Below are 16106 nucleotides of genomic sequence, written 5' to 3'. Positions count from 1 at the left end.
CGATCGATGTCTGCGACGACTGAAGATCAATCGTCGATATCGTCCTGCGCCTTGCCGAACAGATGCACGATGCCGGGCGTGACGATCGAGACATAGATGAAGCGCGACAGATGATGCGCGCCGACGAACACCGGATCGATATGCAGCGTCAGCGCCAGTGCGAGCATGGCGTCCATGGCGCCGGGCGCGAAAGCGACGACGACATCGCTCAGTTTCACAGTCGTGGTCAGCGCGATGATCGTCACGAACACGGCCGAGATCGCGATGGCGACCGCGAATGAGCCGAGCGCCGCCCAGACGTGGCTGAGAATAGTGCGCGGCGAGATCTTGCCGAAGCGCGAGCCGATGAGGCTGCCGATGCCGACGAGAGCCGTGATATAGGCCCATTGCGGCAGCGTGCCGTGGACCCAGCCGGTGCCATGCAACACCGATGAGGCCATCATCGCGCCGAACATCCAGCTTGCTGGAAATTTGATCCAGCGCATGAACAGCGCGACGGCGACGGCCGCAGCGGCGAGTTCGGCAAGCGCCAGCGGCGAGGCTTCCGGTCCGCGCGATGGCAGCGGGCCGTGACCCATCAGGCCAGTGGCGGCGAGCAGCAGCGGGACCATGCCGGTCAGGATGATGACGCGAAAAATCTGCACGACGGCGATGCCCGGCACGTCGGCATTGCGCTCGGTGGCCAGCATGATGATCTGCGACAGCGCACCGGGGCTGCCAGCCAGCAGCGCGGAGGTGCGGTCCCAGCCATGGACGCGCTGCAGATAGATGCTGCTGCCGAAGGTGGCGCAGAACGTGGCCAGCGCCAGCAGTGCGATGGTCACCGGATAGGCGCTGAGATTGTGCACCATCTCCGGCGACACCATCGAGCCGAGCGACAGGCCCAGTGTCATCAGGATGACATGGGCCATCGGCTGCGGCAGGCCCACCGGGCGTCCGAGGATGCCGTAAGCGGCGACCGCAATCATCGCGCCGGAGATCAGCCCGCCCGGCAATTCCGCCCAATAGAATAGCGCGCCGCCGGTCGTGCCGATGACGAGGGTCTCAAGGGTGGTGCGGATCTGAAGGGAGCTGGGAAGAGAGATGGCCATTTGCACAGAAAGCTGAAGGAGCCCGCTTTATGGCAAAGTCCGCACCTGTCGACAAATGCAGTGTGGTCTACCTGTCCCTCGCTTTCCGGGCGAGGGACAGGCGGATGACGAGAGTTTAGTTCGGTTTCGTGGTCTTCTTGCATTCCGAACGGAATTTACGGCGCTCGGTGCCATGCAGGCCCTTGGCGTCGGCCTGTTTCGAACATTCGAGTGACGCTGCGGTGCGTGGTTTCTCGGCTGTCTTGTCCGCAGGCGCCATCTTCTCGGCGGGGGCCGCCTTGGCGGGCGCAGTCTTGGTTGCCGCCGGCGCAGGTGTCTGAGCGGTGGCCGCGCCGACCAGGAGGAAGGAGGCGACGGCAGCGGTAGCTAGGCTGGAAGCGAATCGGATCATGGCAGCACCTCGAATTGAACAGGGAGGACAGGGTGGGCGCGCCGGGCTGAACGGCAGGTGAATGAGTTGAAATATATCTGACAGTGCGATCACGATAATTTTTCGCGGGGAGCTGCGATGTCGTTGCCACATGCAGCGGTAGCGATAGGATGCCGTCGTCTACTTTTACTTTGTGTAGCAAAGGGAGAGAATGCCATGACAATGCCCGTCAAATTTGCCTGCGCGATTGCAATGTCCAGTTTTGCTCTGCTCGCCTTCAGTCCGGCCCATGCACTCACCGCGACTGAATGCAGTGCAAAATATCAGGCGGCCAAGACCGCCGGCACGCTGAACGGCCAGAAATGGAATGACTTCCGCAAAGCCGAATGCGGGACCGATGCCGCTGCGACGACGCCCGCCGCTGCGCCTGCTGCAACCGCGGCGCCGAAGGCTGCCGAAGCCAAACCTGCTGAAGCCAAGCCCGCGGCGGCTCCCAAACCTGCTGCAGCCCCCAAGCCGGCAGCGACGACAGCTGCGGCTCCGGCAGGCCCTGCCACCTTCCCGTCGGTGGTCGATCCGAAATACGCCAAGGAGACGGCTGGCAAGGCGCGGATGCACACCTGCGTGGATCAGTACAATGCCAACAAGGCCGCGAATGCCAATGGCGGCATGAAGTGGATCGAAAAAGGCGGCGGCTACTACAGCGAATGCACCAAGAAGCTGAAGGGTGCCGCCTGATCGGATCAGCCGCGCGCTGGGGTTGATCGACATCAGTTGCTTCGCGGGCGATAACGATCCGTCACCCGCGGAGTCCCCATGATTGCCAGTCTTTCCCTGATCCTGCTGTGCCAACTCGCCGGCGAGATTGCCGTGCGCGCTTTTGCATGGCCGGTGCCCGGCCCGGTGCTCGGCATGCTGTTGCTGCTCGTCCTGTTGTTGCTGCGTGACCGTGCCGTGCTGTTCGCGCAGGGGCCGCTGCAGGGCGGCGGCGTGGAGAATGCCGCGAGGGGCCTGCTCGCGCATCTGTCGCTGATGTTCATTCCAGCCGGTGTCGGCGTGGTGCAGAAGCTCGATCTGCTGGCCGAGCATGGCACCGCCATCGTCGGCGTTCTGGCGATTTCGGTGGTGATCACGCTGCTGGTGACGGTGGCGACGTTCCTCATCATCAGCCGGGTCATGACACGCGGGCGGAGCGCGTGATGACCGCCAATCCGTTCTCACTCTGGGTCTATCTCTCGCAGCAGCCGCTGCTCTGGCTGACCGTGACGCTGCTGGTCTATGCGACGGCCGATGCGCTGTCGCTGGCGACCGGCCGGCATCCATTCGCCAATCCGGTGTTCCACTCGATGTGGATCATCGCCGTGTTCCTGCTGCTGACCGGGACGTCCTACACGACCTATTTCAGCGGTGCGCAATTCGTGCACTTCCTGCTCGGTCCGGCGACCGTGGCGCTCGCGGTGCCACTCTATGAGAATCGCAAGGTCGTGGCGGCAGCGATCGTGCCGATGCTCGCCGCGCTGGTGGTCGGCTGTGCCACGGCGATCGTCTCGGTCGTGTTGCTCGCAAAGGCCTTCGGCCTGCCGAACAACGTGGTGCTGTCGCTGGCGCCGAAGTCGGTCACCGCCGGCGTCGCCATGGGCATCAGCGAGTCGCTCGGCGCTGACGCGTCGCTGACCGCCGTGGCCGTGGTGCTCACAGGCATCATGGGGGCGATCATCGTCACGCCGATGATGAACCGCATGGGCATCACCGATTATCGCGCCCGCGGCTTTGCCGTCGGCCTTGCCTCGCACGGCATCGGCACCGCACGGGCTTTTCAGGTGGATGCCGTGGCCGGCGTCTTTGCGGGCATTGCCATGAGCCTGAATGCGCTGGTGACCTCTCTGCTGGTTCCGCTTGCCGTTACCCTGCTGGTGCGCTGATGGTCACGACAGCGTTTTCCCGGCAGGCGGATTTGTGATGCCGGCTGCATGGAGCCGCGCCGGAAAGGTCATTATGGTCACGCCGTTGCGCGCATGATCCGAACAAGTGGACACTGATTTTTTCGAAAGATCATGCTCAGATGAGAAGATGAGAATCAGCCGTTCATGATGACTGTGATGCAGGGGGCGCTCGGCCTGGCTTCGGGCGCACTGGTCGGCTTCTCGCTCGGCCTGGTTGGTGGCGGCGGCTCGATCCTCGCTGTGCCGCTGATGGTCTATGTCGTCGGCGTGCCTGAGCCGCATGTCGCGATCGGCACCAGCGCCATTGCGGTCGCGGCCAATGCGGCGGTCAATCTCGGCAATCATGCGCGTGGCGGCAATGTGCACTGGTCCTGCGCGCTGGTGTTTGCTGCTGCAGGAATCGCCGGTGCGCTCGGAGGCTCGATTCTCGGCAAGCAGGTGGACGGGCAGAATTTGCTGGCGCTGTTCGCGGTCCTGATGCTGGTGATCGCCGTGCTGATGCTGAAGACGCGCGCCCAAGTCGGCGAGCACCGGGTTGAGATCAGCATGTCGAACACGCCTTCGCTGCTTGCGCTGGGTCTTGTCACCGGCGCGCTGTCCGGCTTCTTCGGAATCGGTGGCGGCTTTCTGATCGTGCCGGCGCTGATGGCGGCCACGGGCATGTCGATCATGAGTGCGATCTCGTCATCGCTGGTGGCGGTCACCGCATTCGGTCTCACCACGGCATCGAGCTATGCCTGGTCCGGGCTGATCTCCTGGAAACTTGCGCTGGTGTTCATTCTGGGTGGTCTGCTCGGCGGACTGTTGGGAACCAGCCTGGCGCGGCATCTGTCGCTGCGGCGGGGCGCGTTGAATACCGTTTTTGCGTCTATCATTATCGTCGTGGCGCTCTATATGTTGGCCCGCAACATCTACATCACCTGAGCGCTGGCGCATGATGCGTCTTCGGAGAACATCATGACCGCCGCAACCCGCGAGACCTCGAAGACCGCCACGACGCGCCGCGCTGCGCTCGGGCTTTTCGGTGGCGCCATGCTGCTCGGCGCCTCCGGCAAGGTGCTCGCGGCATCTGGTGCCGCCAAAGACGAAGACGTCCTTAACGAAGCCGCGGTACTCCGCGATCCGGACATCCCGGCCGCAGGTAACCCGAAGGGCGACATCACCATCGTCGAATATTTCGACTACCAATGCCCCTATTGCCGCAAGATCGCCCCCGACCTGCGCGCCTTGGTGAAGGAAGACGGCAAGGTTCGCTTGGTATCGAAGGATTGGCCGATCCTGGGGCCGGTGTCGGTCTATGCGGCCCGTCTCGTGCTCGCTGCCAGATACCAGAACAAGTTCATCGAGGCGCAGGACGCCCTGATCAGCCTCGATACCAAACTGACCGAGGCGATCGCGCGTGATCGGCTCGCCAAGGCCGGTATCGATGTCGATCGCGCCGTCGCCGATCTGCAGAAAAATCAGGATGCGATCGTTGCCAAGCTGAAGCAGATCGATGAGCAGGCGACGGCTTTCGGCTTCAACGGAACGCCATCCTTTATCGTCGGCAAGTTCCGCATTCCCGGCCCGATCACCAAAGAACAATTCGTTCTCGCGATCGCCGATGCGCGTAAGGCCGCGGCTGCGAAGAAGTAAAAGTCGGCACGTTCAAGACAGAAAAATGCCCCCGCTCATCGGCGAGGGCATCTTTGATCGGCGTAACCAGTCTTCTCGTTGCTGATGTGCTTACGACTTCACCTGCGAGGTGAGCTTGGCCCAATCCTGCTTGGTGCGCGTCTTCAGTGCTTCCCACTCATTGGCAGCAACATCCCAGTTGACGATCGTCCGGCGCTCCTGCGCCGTCTGGCCGTTCGCCACTGACGAGGTCGACATCGAATCGTAGATGTAAACGCCGATGCACAGGATCAGTGCACCCAGGATCATTCCAAAAAACGTCCGCATAGCGGTAGCCTCCATTGAACCCAAACAACGCGACGTCCGGGGCTTTGGTTCCCGGTTGCATGGTGCGCTATTGCCGCAGCGCATTCATTGGCAGCATTGATCTTGCGGTCACGCCGTGGTGATCCTTGGGGGATCATGACCGTTCATCTTACCGATCAATCCGTGCTCGACGACGCCGTTATGGAGCTGGTGAAGCTCGACCCGCGGCTGAAACCGATCCTGGCCATGGCCGGGATGCCGGCGCTGCGGCAACGCGCGCCGGGCTTCGAAGGGCTTGCGCAGATCGTCTGCGGGCAGCAGGTCTCGGTGGCATCGGCTTCGGCGATCTGGGGCCGCGTCTCCGGCGCCTTCTCGCCATTCGATCATCATGCCATCCGCAAGGCGCGCACCGATCGTCTGGGTCGGCTTGGCCTGTCGGCGGCGAAGATCAAGACGCTGAAAGCGCTGGCGCGTGAACTCGTCGAGGAGCGGTTGAATCTCGATGTGCTCGCCGAGGAAGACGCCGACGCCGCGCATAACACGCTGGTCGCATTGCACGGCATCGGTCCGTGGACGGCCGACGTCTATCTGCTGTTTTGTCTCGGCCATGGCGACGCATGGCCGGCGGGCGATGTCGCCATTCAGGAATCGATCAAGGTCGGGCTCGGTCTCAAGGAGCGGCCGACCGTGAAGCAGATGGCGCCGCTGGCAGAACCATGGCGTCCGCTGCGCGGTGCGGCGGCGCATCTGTGGTGGGCTTACTATCACGCCATCAAGAAGCGCGAAGGTGTGATCGGCAAACCGGCGAGGTGAACACGTCGCGGGCCGCGGCATCGACTGCGCGGGCCAGGCTATTCCTCGGCAGGAGGCAAGGTGGATGTCCCTATGGCAGATACTGCGGCGTCGGACGCTGGCTTCCATACGAACCATGTGAGCAGTGCGTCGAGCGAAGGGCAAAGAGATTCGCCCCAATCCGTTAGCGCATATTCAACCTTCGGCGGCACCTGCGCATGCACGACGCGTCGAACAATGCCGTCGGCCTCGAGCTGCCGCAATTGCTGCGCGAGCATCTTCTGCGAGGCCGCAGGGATTGCGCGTTCGAGTTCAGAGAAGCGCAAAATTCGGCCGCCGAACAGACGAAACAGGATTTCCAGCTTCCAGCGTCCGCCGATCATCTTCAGCGACTGCTCGATCCCGTCCGATGCGGTCGTCGCAGTCCACGGTTCCTTACCTGGAGGTAAGCCCCCCACTTTCTCGTGCGTTCTTGTCATTCGGCAAACATATCCGCATTTCCCTCGCAGACAATGTGCCGCGCTGTGCGGATGTGAAAATGAGGAACTGGACGATGACAAATCATCAGGCGGGCGGCGAACTCGCTGGCAAGCGGGCGCTCGTGACCGGTGGGACCAAAGGTATTGGTGCAGCCGTCGTCGCGTGTCTGCTGGCACAGGGTGCAGTGGTGCTCACGACAGCGCGCAACAGGCCGGCCGGCATGCCGGACCATACCGGCTTCGTCGTTGCTGACGTTGCCACCGCCGACGGGTGCACGGCGCTCGCCGACGCGGTCCTGAAGAGCCTCGGTGGCATCGATATCATTGTCCACGTGGTTGGCGGGTCGTCCGCGTCTGCGGGCGGTTTCGCAAAGCTTGATGACGCCGCCTGGCAGCGCGCAATGGACCTGAATCTCTATGCTGCCGTCCGACTGGATCGCGCTCTGTTGCCGTCGATGCTGGAGCAGAAATCCGGCGTGATCATTCATGTCACTTCGATCCAGCGTGTGCTGCCGTTGCACGATGCCACGATGGCCTACGCGGCAGCGAAAGCGGCACTCGGAAACTACAGCAAGGCGCTATCAAAGGAAGTTGGCCCGAAAGGCATCCGCGTGGTGCGCGTCTCGCCGGGCTGGGTGGAAACCGAGGCCGCCGTCGGGCTGGTGCAGACGATCGCCGACGAGAACAGCACCGATTATGAGGGCGCGCAGAGAATGCTGATGGATTCGCTCGGCGGTATTCCGCTCGGACGTCCGGCCAGGCCGCACGAAGTCGGGGACCTCGTGGCATTTCTGGCATCGCCGCGCGCGGCGTCAATCACCGGTGCCGAATTCGTGATCGACGGCGGCACGGTTCCCACGGTGTAGTCGAACAGTGTTTGAAACGGACGTTGTTTTAAACAACTTCGCTGTCGCAAAACAGACATCGCGCGCAGGAATGATCGCAGCAGCAAAGCGCTGCAGAGTTCGAACATGAGCACGTATACGCAATTCAATATTTCCAAGACTGATTTTGAAAGTACGACGCTTCGACAGATGTCGCTGCCGAGGCTCGACGAACTATCCGACGACTGCCTTCTAGTTGAGGTCGAACGCTTCGCCTTCACCGCCAACAATATCACTTATGCGATGCTGGGCGATGTCATGAAATACTGGCAGTTGTTCAAGGCGCCTGACGGCTTCGGCAACATTCCGGTCTGGGGTTTTGGCAGGGTGATCGCGTCGATGCACCCGCAGATCGCCGAAGGCGAGCGGCTGTTCGGCTATTTCCCGATGGCCTCGCATCTGGTGATCGAGGCCGCGGATGTCAGCAAGCGCGGCCTGCGCGACGGCGCGGCGCATCGGCAGGGCGTGGCGCCGGTCTACAATGCCTATGCGCGGGTGACCGATGATCCGGCCTTTGCCGGGCGCAATGGCGACTATCAGGCGCTGCTGCGGCCGCTCTTCATGCTCTCGTTCCTGGTCGATGATTTTCTCGCCGAGGAGGCCTTTTTCGGTGCACGCACTGTCATTCTCTCCAGTGCTTCCAGCAAGACAGCCTTCGGTCTCGCGGATCTGCTGCACAGCAAGCGCAAGCCGGTTCGTGTGATCGGACTCACATCAACGGGCAACGCCGATTTCGTGCGGTCGCTCGGCTGCTACGACGATGTCGTGCTCTACGATCATATCGATACGCTGCCCGCCGATCAGCCGGTGGCCTTCGTCGATATGGCCGGGAATGCCGACCTGCGCGGCCGGCTGCATCGGCATCTCAAGGACAAACTCGTCTATAGCGGGCGCGTCGGGCTCACCCATCAGGACGCAGCGGTGGATGAGGAGCTTCCCGGCGCCAAGCCCGCATGGTTCTTCGCGCCCGATCAGATCCGCAAGCGCGCGAAGGAATGGGGGCCGGGCGGCATCGATAGCCGGTTCAACGCGGCGTGGTCTCGATTCCTGCCGCTGCTGGAACAGTCGCTCACGGTTGCCGAGAGCCGTGGCCCTGTCGCCGTCGAGAATATCTATCGCGATACACTGGCCGGCCGGGTGCCGCCCGATCAGGGGCATATGCTGTCGCTCGCGGACGGCTAACGGCGGACCATCACATCTCGCCGAGGGCTTCGCGGCGGCGCTGCTCGGACTCTTCGGCGTAGCGCCGTGTCGCGTGGGCTTCCGAGAGCGTGCCGAGCACGCGATGGCTTTCGGCCTCGACCACCGCCAGCGATTCCGCTTCGGCGCCCTCGAATACCACCATGGCGTCGCGGATGTTCATGTCCGGATGCAGGACGACGTCGCGACAATGCAGCAGGCTGTCGAGCCGGAACGCCGTCACGTCAGGCGAATGCGCTTCAGCGACGATGGCGAGGCCGACATAGCGGCCTTCGGGATCGACGGCGACGACTTGGGTCTTCGAGCCGAGCGGGAACTTCTCGCGGAATTCGTCGAGCGGCATGGTGGAGTCGACGGTCGGGACGTCCGGGCGCAGTAGACGCTTGACGGTGAGATCGCGGATCCAGCCCACGTCGGCGGCGCTGCGGATGGTCTCGCCGCGCAGATGCAGGCGCCACGTGGCGAAGGAGTAGCCGAACAGCTCGCGCGTCAGCTGGGTGGAGATGATGACGGCCACCAGCACCGCAGTGGTGAGCCAGAGATTGCCGGTGGATTCGAGTGCGATGAACGACATGGTGAGCGGGCCGCCGATCACCGAGGCCGACAGCGCGCTCATGCCGATGATCGTGTAGACGGCGGGATCGATGGTGAAGCCGGCGCCGATCGCATTGAAGCCGACCGCGAACAGATGGCCGCCGAGCGCGCCGAGAAACAGCGTGGCAAAAAACAGACCGCCACGAAAACCGGTGCCGAGCGAGACGATCGAGGCGAGCGTTTTCAGCGCCATCACGAAGGCCACCAATGCGACCGGATAGGCCGTCATGCCGCCGAAATGCAGCGCGCCGTGTCCGGATGCCATGACCTGCGGCGTCAGCAGCGCCATCAAGCCGACCAGCAGGCCGCCCAGCGCTGGGCGCAACGGCGGCCACAATTTGATTTTGGTGAGCAGCGCTTCGGTCCAGGCGACGACGCGCATGATGCCGATGCCGAAGGTCGCGGCGAACACGCCGAGCAAGGCCGCCACTGCGAGATCGTGACCGAGCACGTCGCCGAACCGGCCGGCAACGACGCCAAGCGACAACGGATCGAAGGCATGGGCTACGAAATAGCCAATTACTGCGGCGATGCCGACCGGCATCAGGCTCGCCGATGTGTAGCCGCCGATCACCAGTTCAAAGGCATAGAATGCGCCGGCCAGCGGCGCACCGAATGCGCCGGCAATGGCAGCTGCCGCACCGCAGCCGACCATCACGCGCTGGTCGCCGCGACGCAGGTGGAAGGCGCGCCCGATGGAGGCACCGAGCCCGCTGGCGAGCTGGGTGTAGCCGGCCTCGAGGCCGACCGAGGCTCCGACGCCGCTGGACCACACGGTTTGCAGCGCTACGATGATGCTGCCGCGGAACGACATCCGCCCCCCATGGAGCGCGTTGGCCTCGATGGGGTCGACCTCGCGGGCCGGTCGCCAGCGCAAAAGCCACAGGAAGGCGACGCCCAGCAGCAGCCCGCCAAAGGTGGGAACCAGAATCGCGCGCACCGGATCAATCCAGAACTGGCTGGAGAGCCGCTGGCCCCATTCCAGATTGAACAACACGGCGTGAAGGACACTGACCGCAGCGCTCATGGCGGCCACCACGAGACCGCCGATCACGCCGATCAGCGCTGCCAGAATCGCAAGGCTGGTTTCATGCGCACGGACAAAGGCGCGCAGCCGTTGCGGGGCCTCGAGATAGCGGGAGGAAGGGACCATCGGGCAGCGTCCGGTATTTGCGGCCGCGAACCGGGCGCGCGCCACGGGGTTTAGCGGCAGGCGCTGCGACAGACCACCCGCAGTTCCCAGAAAAGCGACCCAACGCGGCGCTTTTGTGAGGGGATAAGGTCTGCCCTATGCCCTTCACAACCCTGTCACGCTGCCTGTAGTATGTGGAGACAGGTTGCTTCGCAGCCATATGTGGGGGTCAGGAGCGTTACTTGAACGCACATGTCTCGCAAGGCGGTTGGCCGGTTCTGGTCCTCAATGCGGACTTCCGGCCGCTGAGTTACTACCCACTGTCGCTGTGGTCGTGGCAAGACGCGATCAAGGCAGTGTTTCTCGACCGTGTGAATATCGTAGAGCACTACGATCACGCGGTGCGGAGTCCTTCGTTCGAATTTCAGCTGCCCAGCGTGGTGTCGCTGAAGTCGTTCGTGAAGCCGACGACGCATCCCGCCTTCACCCGGTTCAACGTTTTCCTGCGCGACCGCTTCTCCTGCCAGTATTGCGGCTCGCATGACGATCTGACCTTCGATCATATCATTCCACGCTCCAAGGGCGGCCAGACCACCTGGGAGAACGTTGTTGCGGCCTGTTCGCCTTGCAATCTGCGCAAGGGCAACATGACCACGCAGCAGGCGCGCATGTTCCCGCGCCAAACGGCGTTCGCGCCGACGGTGCACCAGCTGCATCGCAACGGCCGGCTGTTTCCGCCGAACTATCTGCACGGCAGCTGGCTGGACTATCTCTATTGGGATACGGAACTGGATCCGTAGGGGCGTCGGGCGCTACTACTACGCCTAGGTCGCTATTCCTGCTTCAGCTCGAGCTTGCGGATGATATCGCCCCATTTGGTGATCTCTCCGCGCACATAGGTCTGGGAGTCGGTCACAGAACCGCCAACAGCCGCGAAGCCGATGCGGTCGAATTGTTCGCGAACACCTGCATCTGCAAGCGTCTTGTTCACGTCGGCGTTGAGCTTGTCGATGATTGCCTGCGGCGTCTTGGCCGGCACCAGGAATGCCACCCAGGTTGCATCCTCGTCGTCACTCAGTCCGAGCTCGCGCGCGGTCGGGACATCCGGAAGCGATGGCATGCGCTCGCGGCTTGTCACGGCCAGCGCCTTGACCTGTTTGCCCTTCACCAGCTCCATCGCCGCGGGCAAGGCGACACTGGCCAGAGGCGTGTGACCGCCCATCACCGCATTTAGCGCGGGACCTGCACCCGTGAACGGCGCATGCACGATGTTGGCCTTGGCGTTGAGCCTGAATATTTTTTCGGCCGACAGATGCGGCGTGGTGCCGACACCGGCGGTGCCATAAGTGAAGTTTTCCTTGGCGGCAGAGGCGATCACCTCGCGCAGGGTCGATGCTGTGAGACTAGGCGCGCCGACGATCAGATTGGGCGTGGTCGCCGCGACCACCACGGTCTTGAATTCGTCCGGCGAATAACCGGCCTTTGCCGACAGGCTCGGATTGACGGCGAATGCGCTTGTCGTCACCAGCACGGTATAGCCGTTGGGTTCGGCCCTTGCAGCCGCGGCAGCCGCGATATTGCCACCGGCGCCACCGCGATTCTCGATAACGACGGGTTCGCGCCACAGGTCGTTCAGTTTCTGTCCGACAATGCGCGCGATGATATCGGCGGGGCCGCCCGGCGCGAAAGCGACGAGCAGGCGCACCGGCTGCGCCGGGTAGGGCTGTTGGGCGACGGCGGGACCGATCGCCGTCAGCAGCGCAGCGGTGATCACGACCGCGCTGGATGCGCGCTTGAAGAAGTGCGTCATGAGATTCCTCCTCGATGTTTTTTTGGGAGGCTTTTGCGCCTCCTCAACGGGTGTGGTTCAGAACACCTCGTCCTTGAACCACCGGCCCTGCGCCAGCGCGTATTCGGCAATCTCCATACGCGTGCCGATCCAGACATCGTCGCGCTTGCGCGCCAGCTTGATCATGGCGTCGTAAACCCACGCGCCTGCGGGCCGACCGAACACATGGGTATGCGCGGTGACATCGAGCATGAACGGTGCCGCGTCGGCCTGGTTTGCATTGTCGAGGATGGCGCGGAACTGGTCGATCAGCGTCGCCGGCGCATTGCCGTAGCGGATGCTGTGCGGCAGATCGTTCACGTCCATCGTCAGCGGAATGCCGACGATGCGCTGCTCCGGCGCATCTTTCTGCGTGATAATCGAGGGCAGGTCGTCGTCATTGCAGTCGCCGAACCAGACATAGCCTTCCTCAGCGAGCAGCTTTGGCGAAATCAGGCTTCCGGTGCCTCGTGGGCTGATCCATCCTTTCGGACGTTCACCGGTGACGGCGGCGATGAGGTCACCGGTGCGGCGGATATTGGCGCGCTCACCGGCCTCGTCGAAATAGACCGGGATGACATCCATGCCATAGGAATGCGCCACGATCTCGTGACCAGCGGTATGAAGCTCCTTCAGCACGGTCGGGTGGGTTTCGGCCAGCACGCCGTTGACCATGATGCTGGTCTTCACATCGTTCGCGGCAGCGATGCGCGTGAGGCGCTGGATGCCGCGCACGGCGCCGTAGCTTGCCCAGGAATGTGCGTTGGTATCGAAAAAGCCGGGCTGCAACACGTTGCCCATCGGCCCGATGCCCGGCGCCTTGCCGGACGACCAGGCTTCGTAGGCCAGGTTGAAGACGATGCCGATGCGTGCACCATTCGGCCAGCGAAAGTCCGACGTCGCGCGCTGCACGCGAAGTGTCCGGGAATCACTCATGTTGTTGTCCTTGTTTTTGGCGAGTGCGGTGCCGTGTCAGGCCACGATGCTGTTGGACAGGATGCCGATGCCTTCGATCTCGGCTGTGACGCGATCCCCCTTGAGCAGGAAGCGCGGCGGCGTCATCGCATAGCCGACCCCGGACGGAGTTCCGGTGGCGATCACGTCTCCGGGCTCCAGCGTGAGACCGCGCGTCAGATGTTCGATGATGGCCGGAATATCGAAGATCATGCGGCTGGTGCGGCTGTCCTGGCGTACCTCGCCATTGACCGTGCTGAAGATCCTGATGTCGGCAACATTCGGCAGCGCGGACGCATGGACCACAACCGGCCCGAACGGGCAGGAGCGATCGAGGCCCTTGCCTTTGAACCACTGGCCGTAACGGCGTTGCATGTCGCGGCCGGTGATATCGTTGATGATCGAATAGCCAAACACATGATCGAAGGCGTTTTGTGCGGAAATGTTGCTGCCAGGCTTGCCGATGATGACGGCGAGCTCGACCTCGTAATCGAGCTGTTCGGTGACATTGGCATGCTGCGGAACGGTTTCACCTGAAGCGATCACGGCGGTCGGCGGTTTGGTGAAGAATTCCGGCACGCTCGGCAGCGGGGCGGGCGCTTTGCCCTGCGCGCGCATGCCTTCGTCGATATGGTCCTTGTAGTTGCGGCCAACGCAGAAAACGTTCTTTTTCGGCCGCGGAATCGGTGCCATCAGCGTCAGCGATGTCCGCGCAACAAGGTTCGCGGCATTCGCGGTGGATGCGAGATCACGCACGATGGCGAGCCCCGCTTCGCCGGCTTCGGCGAGATCGCCGACATGGCGCGGCGCGGAGGCCTGGCCTGCACCCGGCCACGCCTTTGTCAGATCGAGAACATTGTCATCGATCAAGAGGCCCAGATGCGATCCGTCTGCGGCTGCAAAAGTGAGGAAGATCATGGTGTGGTCTCATTCTGTTCGGGGAGGTCAAATTCTTTCAGCGATGCCGCTGCCTGATCGCGCAGCAAACGGACATGCCGTCGCGCGAGTATTTCCGCGCGGTCGGGGTCGCGCTGTGCGATCGCGTCGATGATGTCATGGTGCTCATGAAACGATTGCGAGCCGCGATTGAGACGCTCGATGAAGCGCAGTCCCGCCATTTTCAGATGGCCGAATGAGTCCCATGTTTTGCCGAGCAGGGCGTTGCCGCTCTCTTTGATCATCAGCGCATGAAAGGCAGTGTTGGCAGCGGCATATTCGGCGGGGCGTGCCAGCGCTCCGGCTTCATCGAAATCGGCGAACACGGCCCGCAGGCGGGGCGCGACATCATTCGCACCGTTGAGGGCCACTTCGCGTGCTGCCAGACCTTCCAGCATTTCCCGGATCGACAGCCATTCGAGATATTCCGGCAGCGATGTCGGCATCAGCCGTGCGCCGCGGCGCGGGCGAAACGTGATCAGCCCTTCCTGCTCAAGCCTGCGCATGGCCTCACGTACGGGCGTCCGACTGACCCCGAGCTCTGCCGCAAGCTCCTCTTCTCGAAGCCGCAAGGGGGCCGTGAGGCCGGCCGCGCGCACCCCCAGCCGAACTTTCAAGGCCGTATAGACCTCGTCTCTCAAATAGGGCCTGGCGGCGATCGGGCTGATGCTCATGAATTTTGTATATGTATACAAAATCGAGAAGTCTATGGTATTTCAATGTTGCGGCGCAGCGATTGTGCCGGATGTGAGTGATCTGGATGATCGGTAACTGGGGCTGACAAATCTCGCCGGGCGCAGATGGCCGCTTTGCCGTCGTATCAGTATGGTCTCTGGCCTCTCGCTCGGTCCCGGGTTGATGGGGCCAAACGATTTGCCCGGAGCTTCCGATGAGCGACATAGTCGTCGACGATATCGTTGTTCTGCTGCCGCCCCTGCTGCAGTCGCTCGAGGCGCTGCAATTTGTTGCGCGCAATCTGCATCCGCCGACTTTCGGTGCCGTCATGGAAGCGGTGGGCGAGCCTGATCAGGCGCTCAAGGCGGTGCGCGCAGAGCTCAACGTATGGCCGGATGATTTTAGCGATCTGCGGGCACATCTCGATGCGGCGAGCGACGCGGCGCTGACAGCCTTTACCGGCTTGCGCGCGGCCCAGCAGCCCGGCGGCGATCTGCCGATGGTGTTTCGTGCATTGCGCCACGCCACGCGCGCGCAGGAATCGCTTTATGCCACGGTGGCGCGGCTGCCGCCTGTGAGTACGTTCTTTCTTCCGCCTGACATGCGCGAGAACACGGCACTGCTTGAACGACTGGCATTGCCTTCGGCAGAGAACACCGGCGTCATTCATGATGGCGAGCCCGGACGTCGCGGCGGTTTCTCGATGTATGTGCCGGAAACCTACACGCCGGATCGTGCCTGGCCGCTGGTGATGGCGTTGCATGGCGGCAGCGGCAACGGCCGGGCTTTCCTGTGGAGCTGGCTGGCCGATGCGCGTAGCTCTGGCGCGATTCTCGTCGCGCCGACGGCGATCGGCAGCACCTGGGCGCTGATGGGCGACGATGCGGATACGCCGAATCTTTCGCGCATTCTTGAACTGGTGCAGTCGCGCTGGCATATCGATCTCGCGCAGCTCCTGCTGACCGGCATGAGCGATGGCGGCACCTTCTGCTATGTCAGCGGCCTCCGCGCCGAGTCGCCCTTCACCCATCTGGCGCCGGTGGCCTCGACCTTCCATCCGCTGATGGCGCAGTTTGCCGATGCAGATCGCCTGCGCGGCCTGCCGATCCATCTCGTTCATGGCCGTCTCGACTGGATGTTTCCGGTGCAGACCGCGCGCGAGGCACAGCAGGCGCTCACGATCGCCGGCGCCGATGTCACCTATCGCGAGATCGACGATCTCAGCCACTGCTATCCGCGCGAGGTCAATGCGGTGCTGCTGGCGTGGCTCGCAAAACGTCCCGGTGCGTAACCAAACGCCGCAGGGCC

General features: G+C 63.0%; 19 protein-coding genes. 10 read left to right on the top strand and 9 right to left on the bottom strand.

Going from position 1 to position 16106, the window contains the following annotated elements:
* Nucleotides 1-26 precede the first annotated feature (26 nt).
* Nucleotides 27-1091: an AbrB family protein gene (locus SFY93_RS00355; protein WP_320445643.1), complete on the bottom strand. Its 1065-nt coding sequence runs from the start codon at nt 1089-1091 to the stop codon at nt 27-29.
* 115 nt (nt 1092-1206) lie between these two features.
* Nucleotides 1207-1482, bottom strand: coding sequence for a PsiF family protein (locus tag SFY93_RS00350; protein ID WP_089267649.1), 276 nt, complete (start codon nt 1480-1482; stop codon nt 1207-1209).
* 195 nt (nt 1483-1677) lie between these two features.
* Here SFY93_RS00350 and SFY93_RS00345 point away from each other — a divergent pair, with 195 nt between their 5' ends.
* The 5 genes from SFY93_RS00345 to SFY93_RS00325 all read left to right on the top strand — a co-directional run bounded on the left by SFY93_RS00345 (nt 1678) and on the right by SFY93_RS00325 (nt 5039).
* Entirely contained in the window at nt 1678-2199 is a 522-nt protein-coding gene (locus SFY93_RS00345; RefSeq protein WP_320445642.1) for a hypothetical protein, read from the top strand.
* A 78-nt stretch (nt 2200-2277) separates the two neighbouring features.
* Nucleotides 2278-2661 (top strand): CidA/LrgA family protein, encoded by a 384-nt coding sequence (locus tag SFY93_RS00340; RefSeq protein ID WP_320445641.1) that lies wholly within the window; start codon nt 2278-2280, stop codon nt 2659-2661.
* On the top strand, nt 2661-3383 hold the full coding sequence (locus SFY93_RS00335) for an LrgB family protein (RefSeq protein ID WP_093757426.1): 723 nt from the start codon (nt 2661-2663) through the stop codon (nt 3381-3383). The genes SFY93_RS00340 and SFY93_RS00335 overlap by 1 nt, the downstream gene beginning before the upstream one ends.
* 165 nt (nt 3384-3548) lie before the next feature.
* Nucleotides 3549-4328: a sulfite exporter TauE/SafE family protein gene (locus SFY93_RS00330; protein ID WP_068729255.1), complete on the top strand. Its 780-nt coding sequence runs from the start codon at nt 3549-3551 to the stop codon at nt 4326-4328.
* A gap of 33 nt (nt 4329-4361) precedes the next feature.
* A complete protein-coding gene (locus SFY93_RS00325; RefSeq protein WP_320445640.1) occupies nt 4362-5039 on the top strand; it encodes a DsbA family protein in 678 nt (225 codons plus the stop codon).
* Between the two features lie 90 nt (nt 5040-5129).
* Here the strand turns inward: SFY93_RS00325 and SFY93_RS00320 are convergent, their stop codons facing one another.
* Nucleotides 5130-5345, bottom strand: coding sequence for a hypothetical protein (locus SFY93_RS00320; RefSeq protein WP_320445639.1), 216 nt, complete (start codon nt 5343-5345; stop codon nt 5130-5132).
* Nucleotides 5346-5480: 135 nt separating this feature from the next.
* Here SFY93_RS00320 and SFY93_RS00315 point away from each other — a divergent pair, with 135 nt between their 5' ends.
* Nucleotides 5481-6137, top strand: coding sequence for a DNA-3-methyladenine glycosylase family protein (locus SFY93_RS00315; protein WP_320445638.1), 657 nt, complete (start codon nt 5481-5483; stop codon nt 6135-6137).
* Nucleotides 6138-6175: 38 nt separating this feature from the next.
* Here SFY93_RS00315 and SFY93_RS00310 read toward each other — a convergent pair whose 3' ends face one another.
* Nucleotides 6176-6595 (bottom strand): winged helix-turn-helix transcriptional regulator, encoded by a 420-nt coding sequence (locus SFY93_RS00310; protein WP_120287264.1) that lies wholly within the window; start codon nt 6593-6595, stop codon nt 6176-6178.
* A 74-nt stretch (nt 6596-6669) separates the two neighbouring features.
* Between SFY93_RS00310 and SFY93_RS00305 the strand changes: the two genes are divergently transcribed.
* Nucleotides 6670-7461, top strand: coding sequence for an SDR family oxidoreductase (locus SFY93_RS00305; protein WP_320445637.1), 792 nt, complete (start codon nt 6670-6672; stop codon nt 7459-7461).
* Nucleotides 7462-7629: 168 nt separating this feature from the next.
* Nucleotides 7630-8661, top strand: coding sequence for a DUF2855 family protein (locus tag SFY93_RS00300; protein ID WP_414717126.1), 1032 nt, complete (start codon nt 7630-7632; stop codon nt 8659-8661).
* A 10-nt stretch (nt 8662-8671) separates the two neighbouring features.
* Here the strand turns inward: SFY93_RS00300 and SFY93_RS00295 are convergent, their stop codons facing one another.
* Complete coding sequence (locus tag SFY93_RS00295) at nt 8672-10426, bottom strand: chloride channel protein (protein ID WP_320445635.1); 1755 nt, start codon at nt 10424-10426, stop codon at nt 8672-8674.
* A 221-nt stretch (nt 10427-10647) separates the two neighbouring features.
* Here SFY93_RS00295 and SFY93_RS00290 point away from each other — a divergent pair, with 221 nt between their 5' ends.
* On the top strand, nt 10648-11205 hold the full coding sequence (locus SFY93_RS00290; RefSeq protein ID WP_089267641.1) for an HNH endonuclease: 558 nt from the start codon (nt 10648-10650) through the stop codon (nt 11203-11205).
* A 32-nt stretch (nt 11206-11237) separates the two neighbouring features.
* Here SFY93_RS00290 and SFY93_RS00285 read toward each other — a convergent pair whose 3' ends face one another.
* Genes SFY93_RS00285 through SFY93_RS00270 form a run of 4 tightly spaced genes read right to left on the bottom strand, consistent with a single transcriptional unit; the run spans nt 11238 to nt 14797 of the window.
* Nucleotides 11238-12215 carry a Bug family tripartite tricarboxylate transporter substrate binding protein gene (locus SFY93_RS00285; RefSeq protein WP_320445634.1) on the bottom strand — a complete coding sequence of 326 codons (978 nt, stop codon included), beginning with the start codon at nt 12213-12215 and terminating at the stop codon, nt 11238-11240.
* Nucleotides 12216-12272: 57 nt separating this feature from the next.
* Nucleotides 12273-13169, bottom strand: coding sequence for a polysaccharide deacetylase family protein (locus SFY93_RS00280; RefSeq protein WP_320445633.1), 897 nt, complete (start codon nt 13167-13169; stop codon nt 12273-12275).
* A 36-nt stretch (nt 13170-13205) separates the two neighbouring features.
* Nucleotides 13206-14105, bottom strand: a complete 900-nt coding sequence (locus SFY93_RS00275) for a fumarylacetoacetate hydrolase family protein (protein WP_320445632.1) — start codon at nt 14103-14105, stop codon at nt 13206-13208.
* A complete protein-coding gene (locus tag SFY93_RS00270) occupies nt 14102-14797 on the bottom strand; it encodes a GntR family transcriptional regulator (RefSeq protein WP_320445631.1) in 696 nt (231 codons plus the stop codon). The genes SFY93_RS00275 and SFY93_RS00270 overlap by 4 nt, the downstream gene beginning before the upstream one ends.
* Before the next feature lie 215 nt (nt 14798-15012).
* Here SFY93_RS00270 and SFY93_RS00265 point away from each other — a divergent pair, with 215 nt between their 5' ends.
* Nucleotides 15013-16089 carry an alpha/beta hydrolase family protein gene (locus SFY93_RS00265; protein WP_320445630.1) on the top strand — a complete coding sequence of 359 codons (1077 nt, stop codon included), beginning with the start codon at nt 15013-15015 and terminating at the stop codon, nt 16087-16089.
* Nucleotides 16090-16106 lie beyond the last annotated feature (17 nt).

It is taken from the genome of Tardiphaga sp. 42S5 (assembly GCF_034044155.1).
In the GTDB taxonomy this organism is placed as follows: domain Bacteria; phylum Pseudomonadota; class Alphaproteobacteria; order Rhizobiales; family Xanthobacteraceae; genus Tardiphaga; species Tardiphaga robiniae.
Note: the sequence above shows the minus strand (reverse complement) of the source record. Positions and strands in the feature narration are given on the sequence as shown.

Coding starts and splice junctions, on each gene's coding strand:
- SFY93_RS00355 (WP_320445643.1), bottom strand. CDS start 1,091: ATGGCCATCTCTCTTCCCAGCTCCCTTCAGATCCGCACCACCCTTGAG.
- SFY93_RS00350 (WP_089267649.1), bottom strand. CDS start 1,482: ATGATCCGATTCGCTTCCAGCCTAGCTACCGCTGCCGTCGCCTCCTTC.
- SFY93_RS00345 (WP_320445642.1), top strand. CDS start 1,678: ATGACAATGCCCGTCAAATTTGCCTGCGCGATTGCAATGTCCAGTTTT.
- SFY93_RS00340 (WP_320445641.1), top strand. CDS start 2,278: ATGATTGCCAGTCTTTCCCTGATCCTGCTGTGCCAACTCGCCGGCGAG.
- SFY93_RS00335 (WP_093757426.1), top strand. CDS start 2,661: ATGACCGCCAATCCGTTCTCACTCTGGGTCTATCTCTCGCAGCAGCCG.
- SFY93_RS00330 (WP_068729255.1), top strand. CDS start 3,549: ATGATGACTGTGATGCAGGGGGCGCTCGGCCTGGCTTCGGGCGCACTG.
- SFY93_RS00325 (WP_320445640.1), top strand. CDS start 4,362: ATGACCGCCGCAACCCGCGAGACCTCGAAGACCGCCACGACGCGCCGC.
- SFY93_RS00320 (WP_320445639.1), bottom strand. CDS start 5,345: ATGCGGACGTTTTTTGGAATGATCCTGGGTGCACTGATCCTGTGCATC.
- SFY93_RS00315 (WP_320445638.1), top strand. CDS start 5,481: ATGACCGTTCATCTTACCGATCAATCCGTGCTCGACGACGCCGTTATG.
- SFY93_RS00310 (WP_120287264.1), bottom strand. CDS start 6,595: ATGACAAGAACGCACGAGAAAGTGGGGGGCTTACCTCCAGGTAAGGAA.
- SFY93_RS00305 (WP_320445637.1), top strand. CDS start 6,670: ATGACAAATCATCAGGCGGGCGGCGAACTCGCTGGCAAGCGGGCGCTC.
- SFY93_RS00300 (WP_414717126.1), top strand. CDS start 7,630: ATGTCGCTGCCGAGGCTCGACGAACTATCCGACGACTGCCTTCTAGTT.
- SFY93_RS00295 (WP_320445635.1), bottom strand. CDS start 10,426: ATGGTCCCTTCCTCCCGCTATCTCGAGGCCCCGCAACGGCTGCGCGCC.
- SFY93_RS00285 (WP_320445634.1), bottom strand. CDS start 12,215: ATGACGCACTTCTTCAAGCGCGCATCCAGCGCGGTCGTGATCACCGCT.
- SFY93_RS00280 (WP_320445633.1), bottom strand. CDS start 13,169: ATGAGTGATTCCCGGACACTTCGCGTGCAGCGCGCGACGTCGGACTTT.
- SFY93_RS00275 (WP_320445632.1), bottom strand. CDS start 14,105: ATGATCTTCCTCACTTTTGCAGCCGCAGACGGATCGCATCTGGGCCTC.
- SFY93_RS00270 (WP_320445631.1), bottom strand. CDS start 14,797: ATGAGCATCAGCCCGATCGCCGCCAGGCCCTATTTGAGAGACGAGGTC.
- SFY93_RS00265 (WP_320445630.1), top strand. CDS start 15,013: ATGAGCGACATAGTCGTCGACGATATCGTTGTTCTGCTGCCGCCCCTG.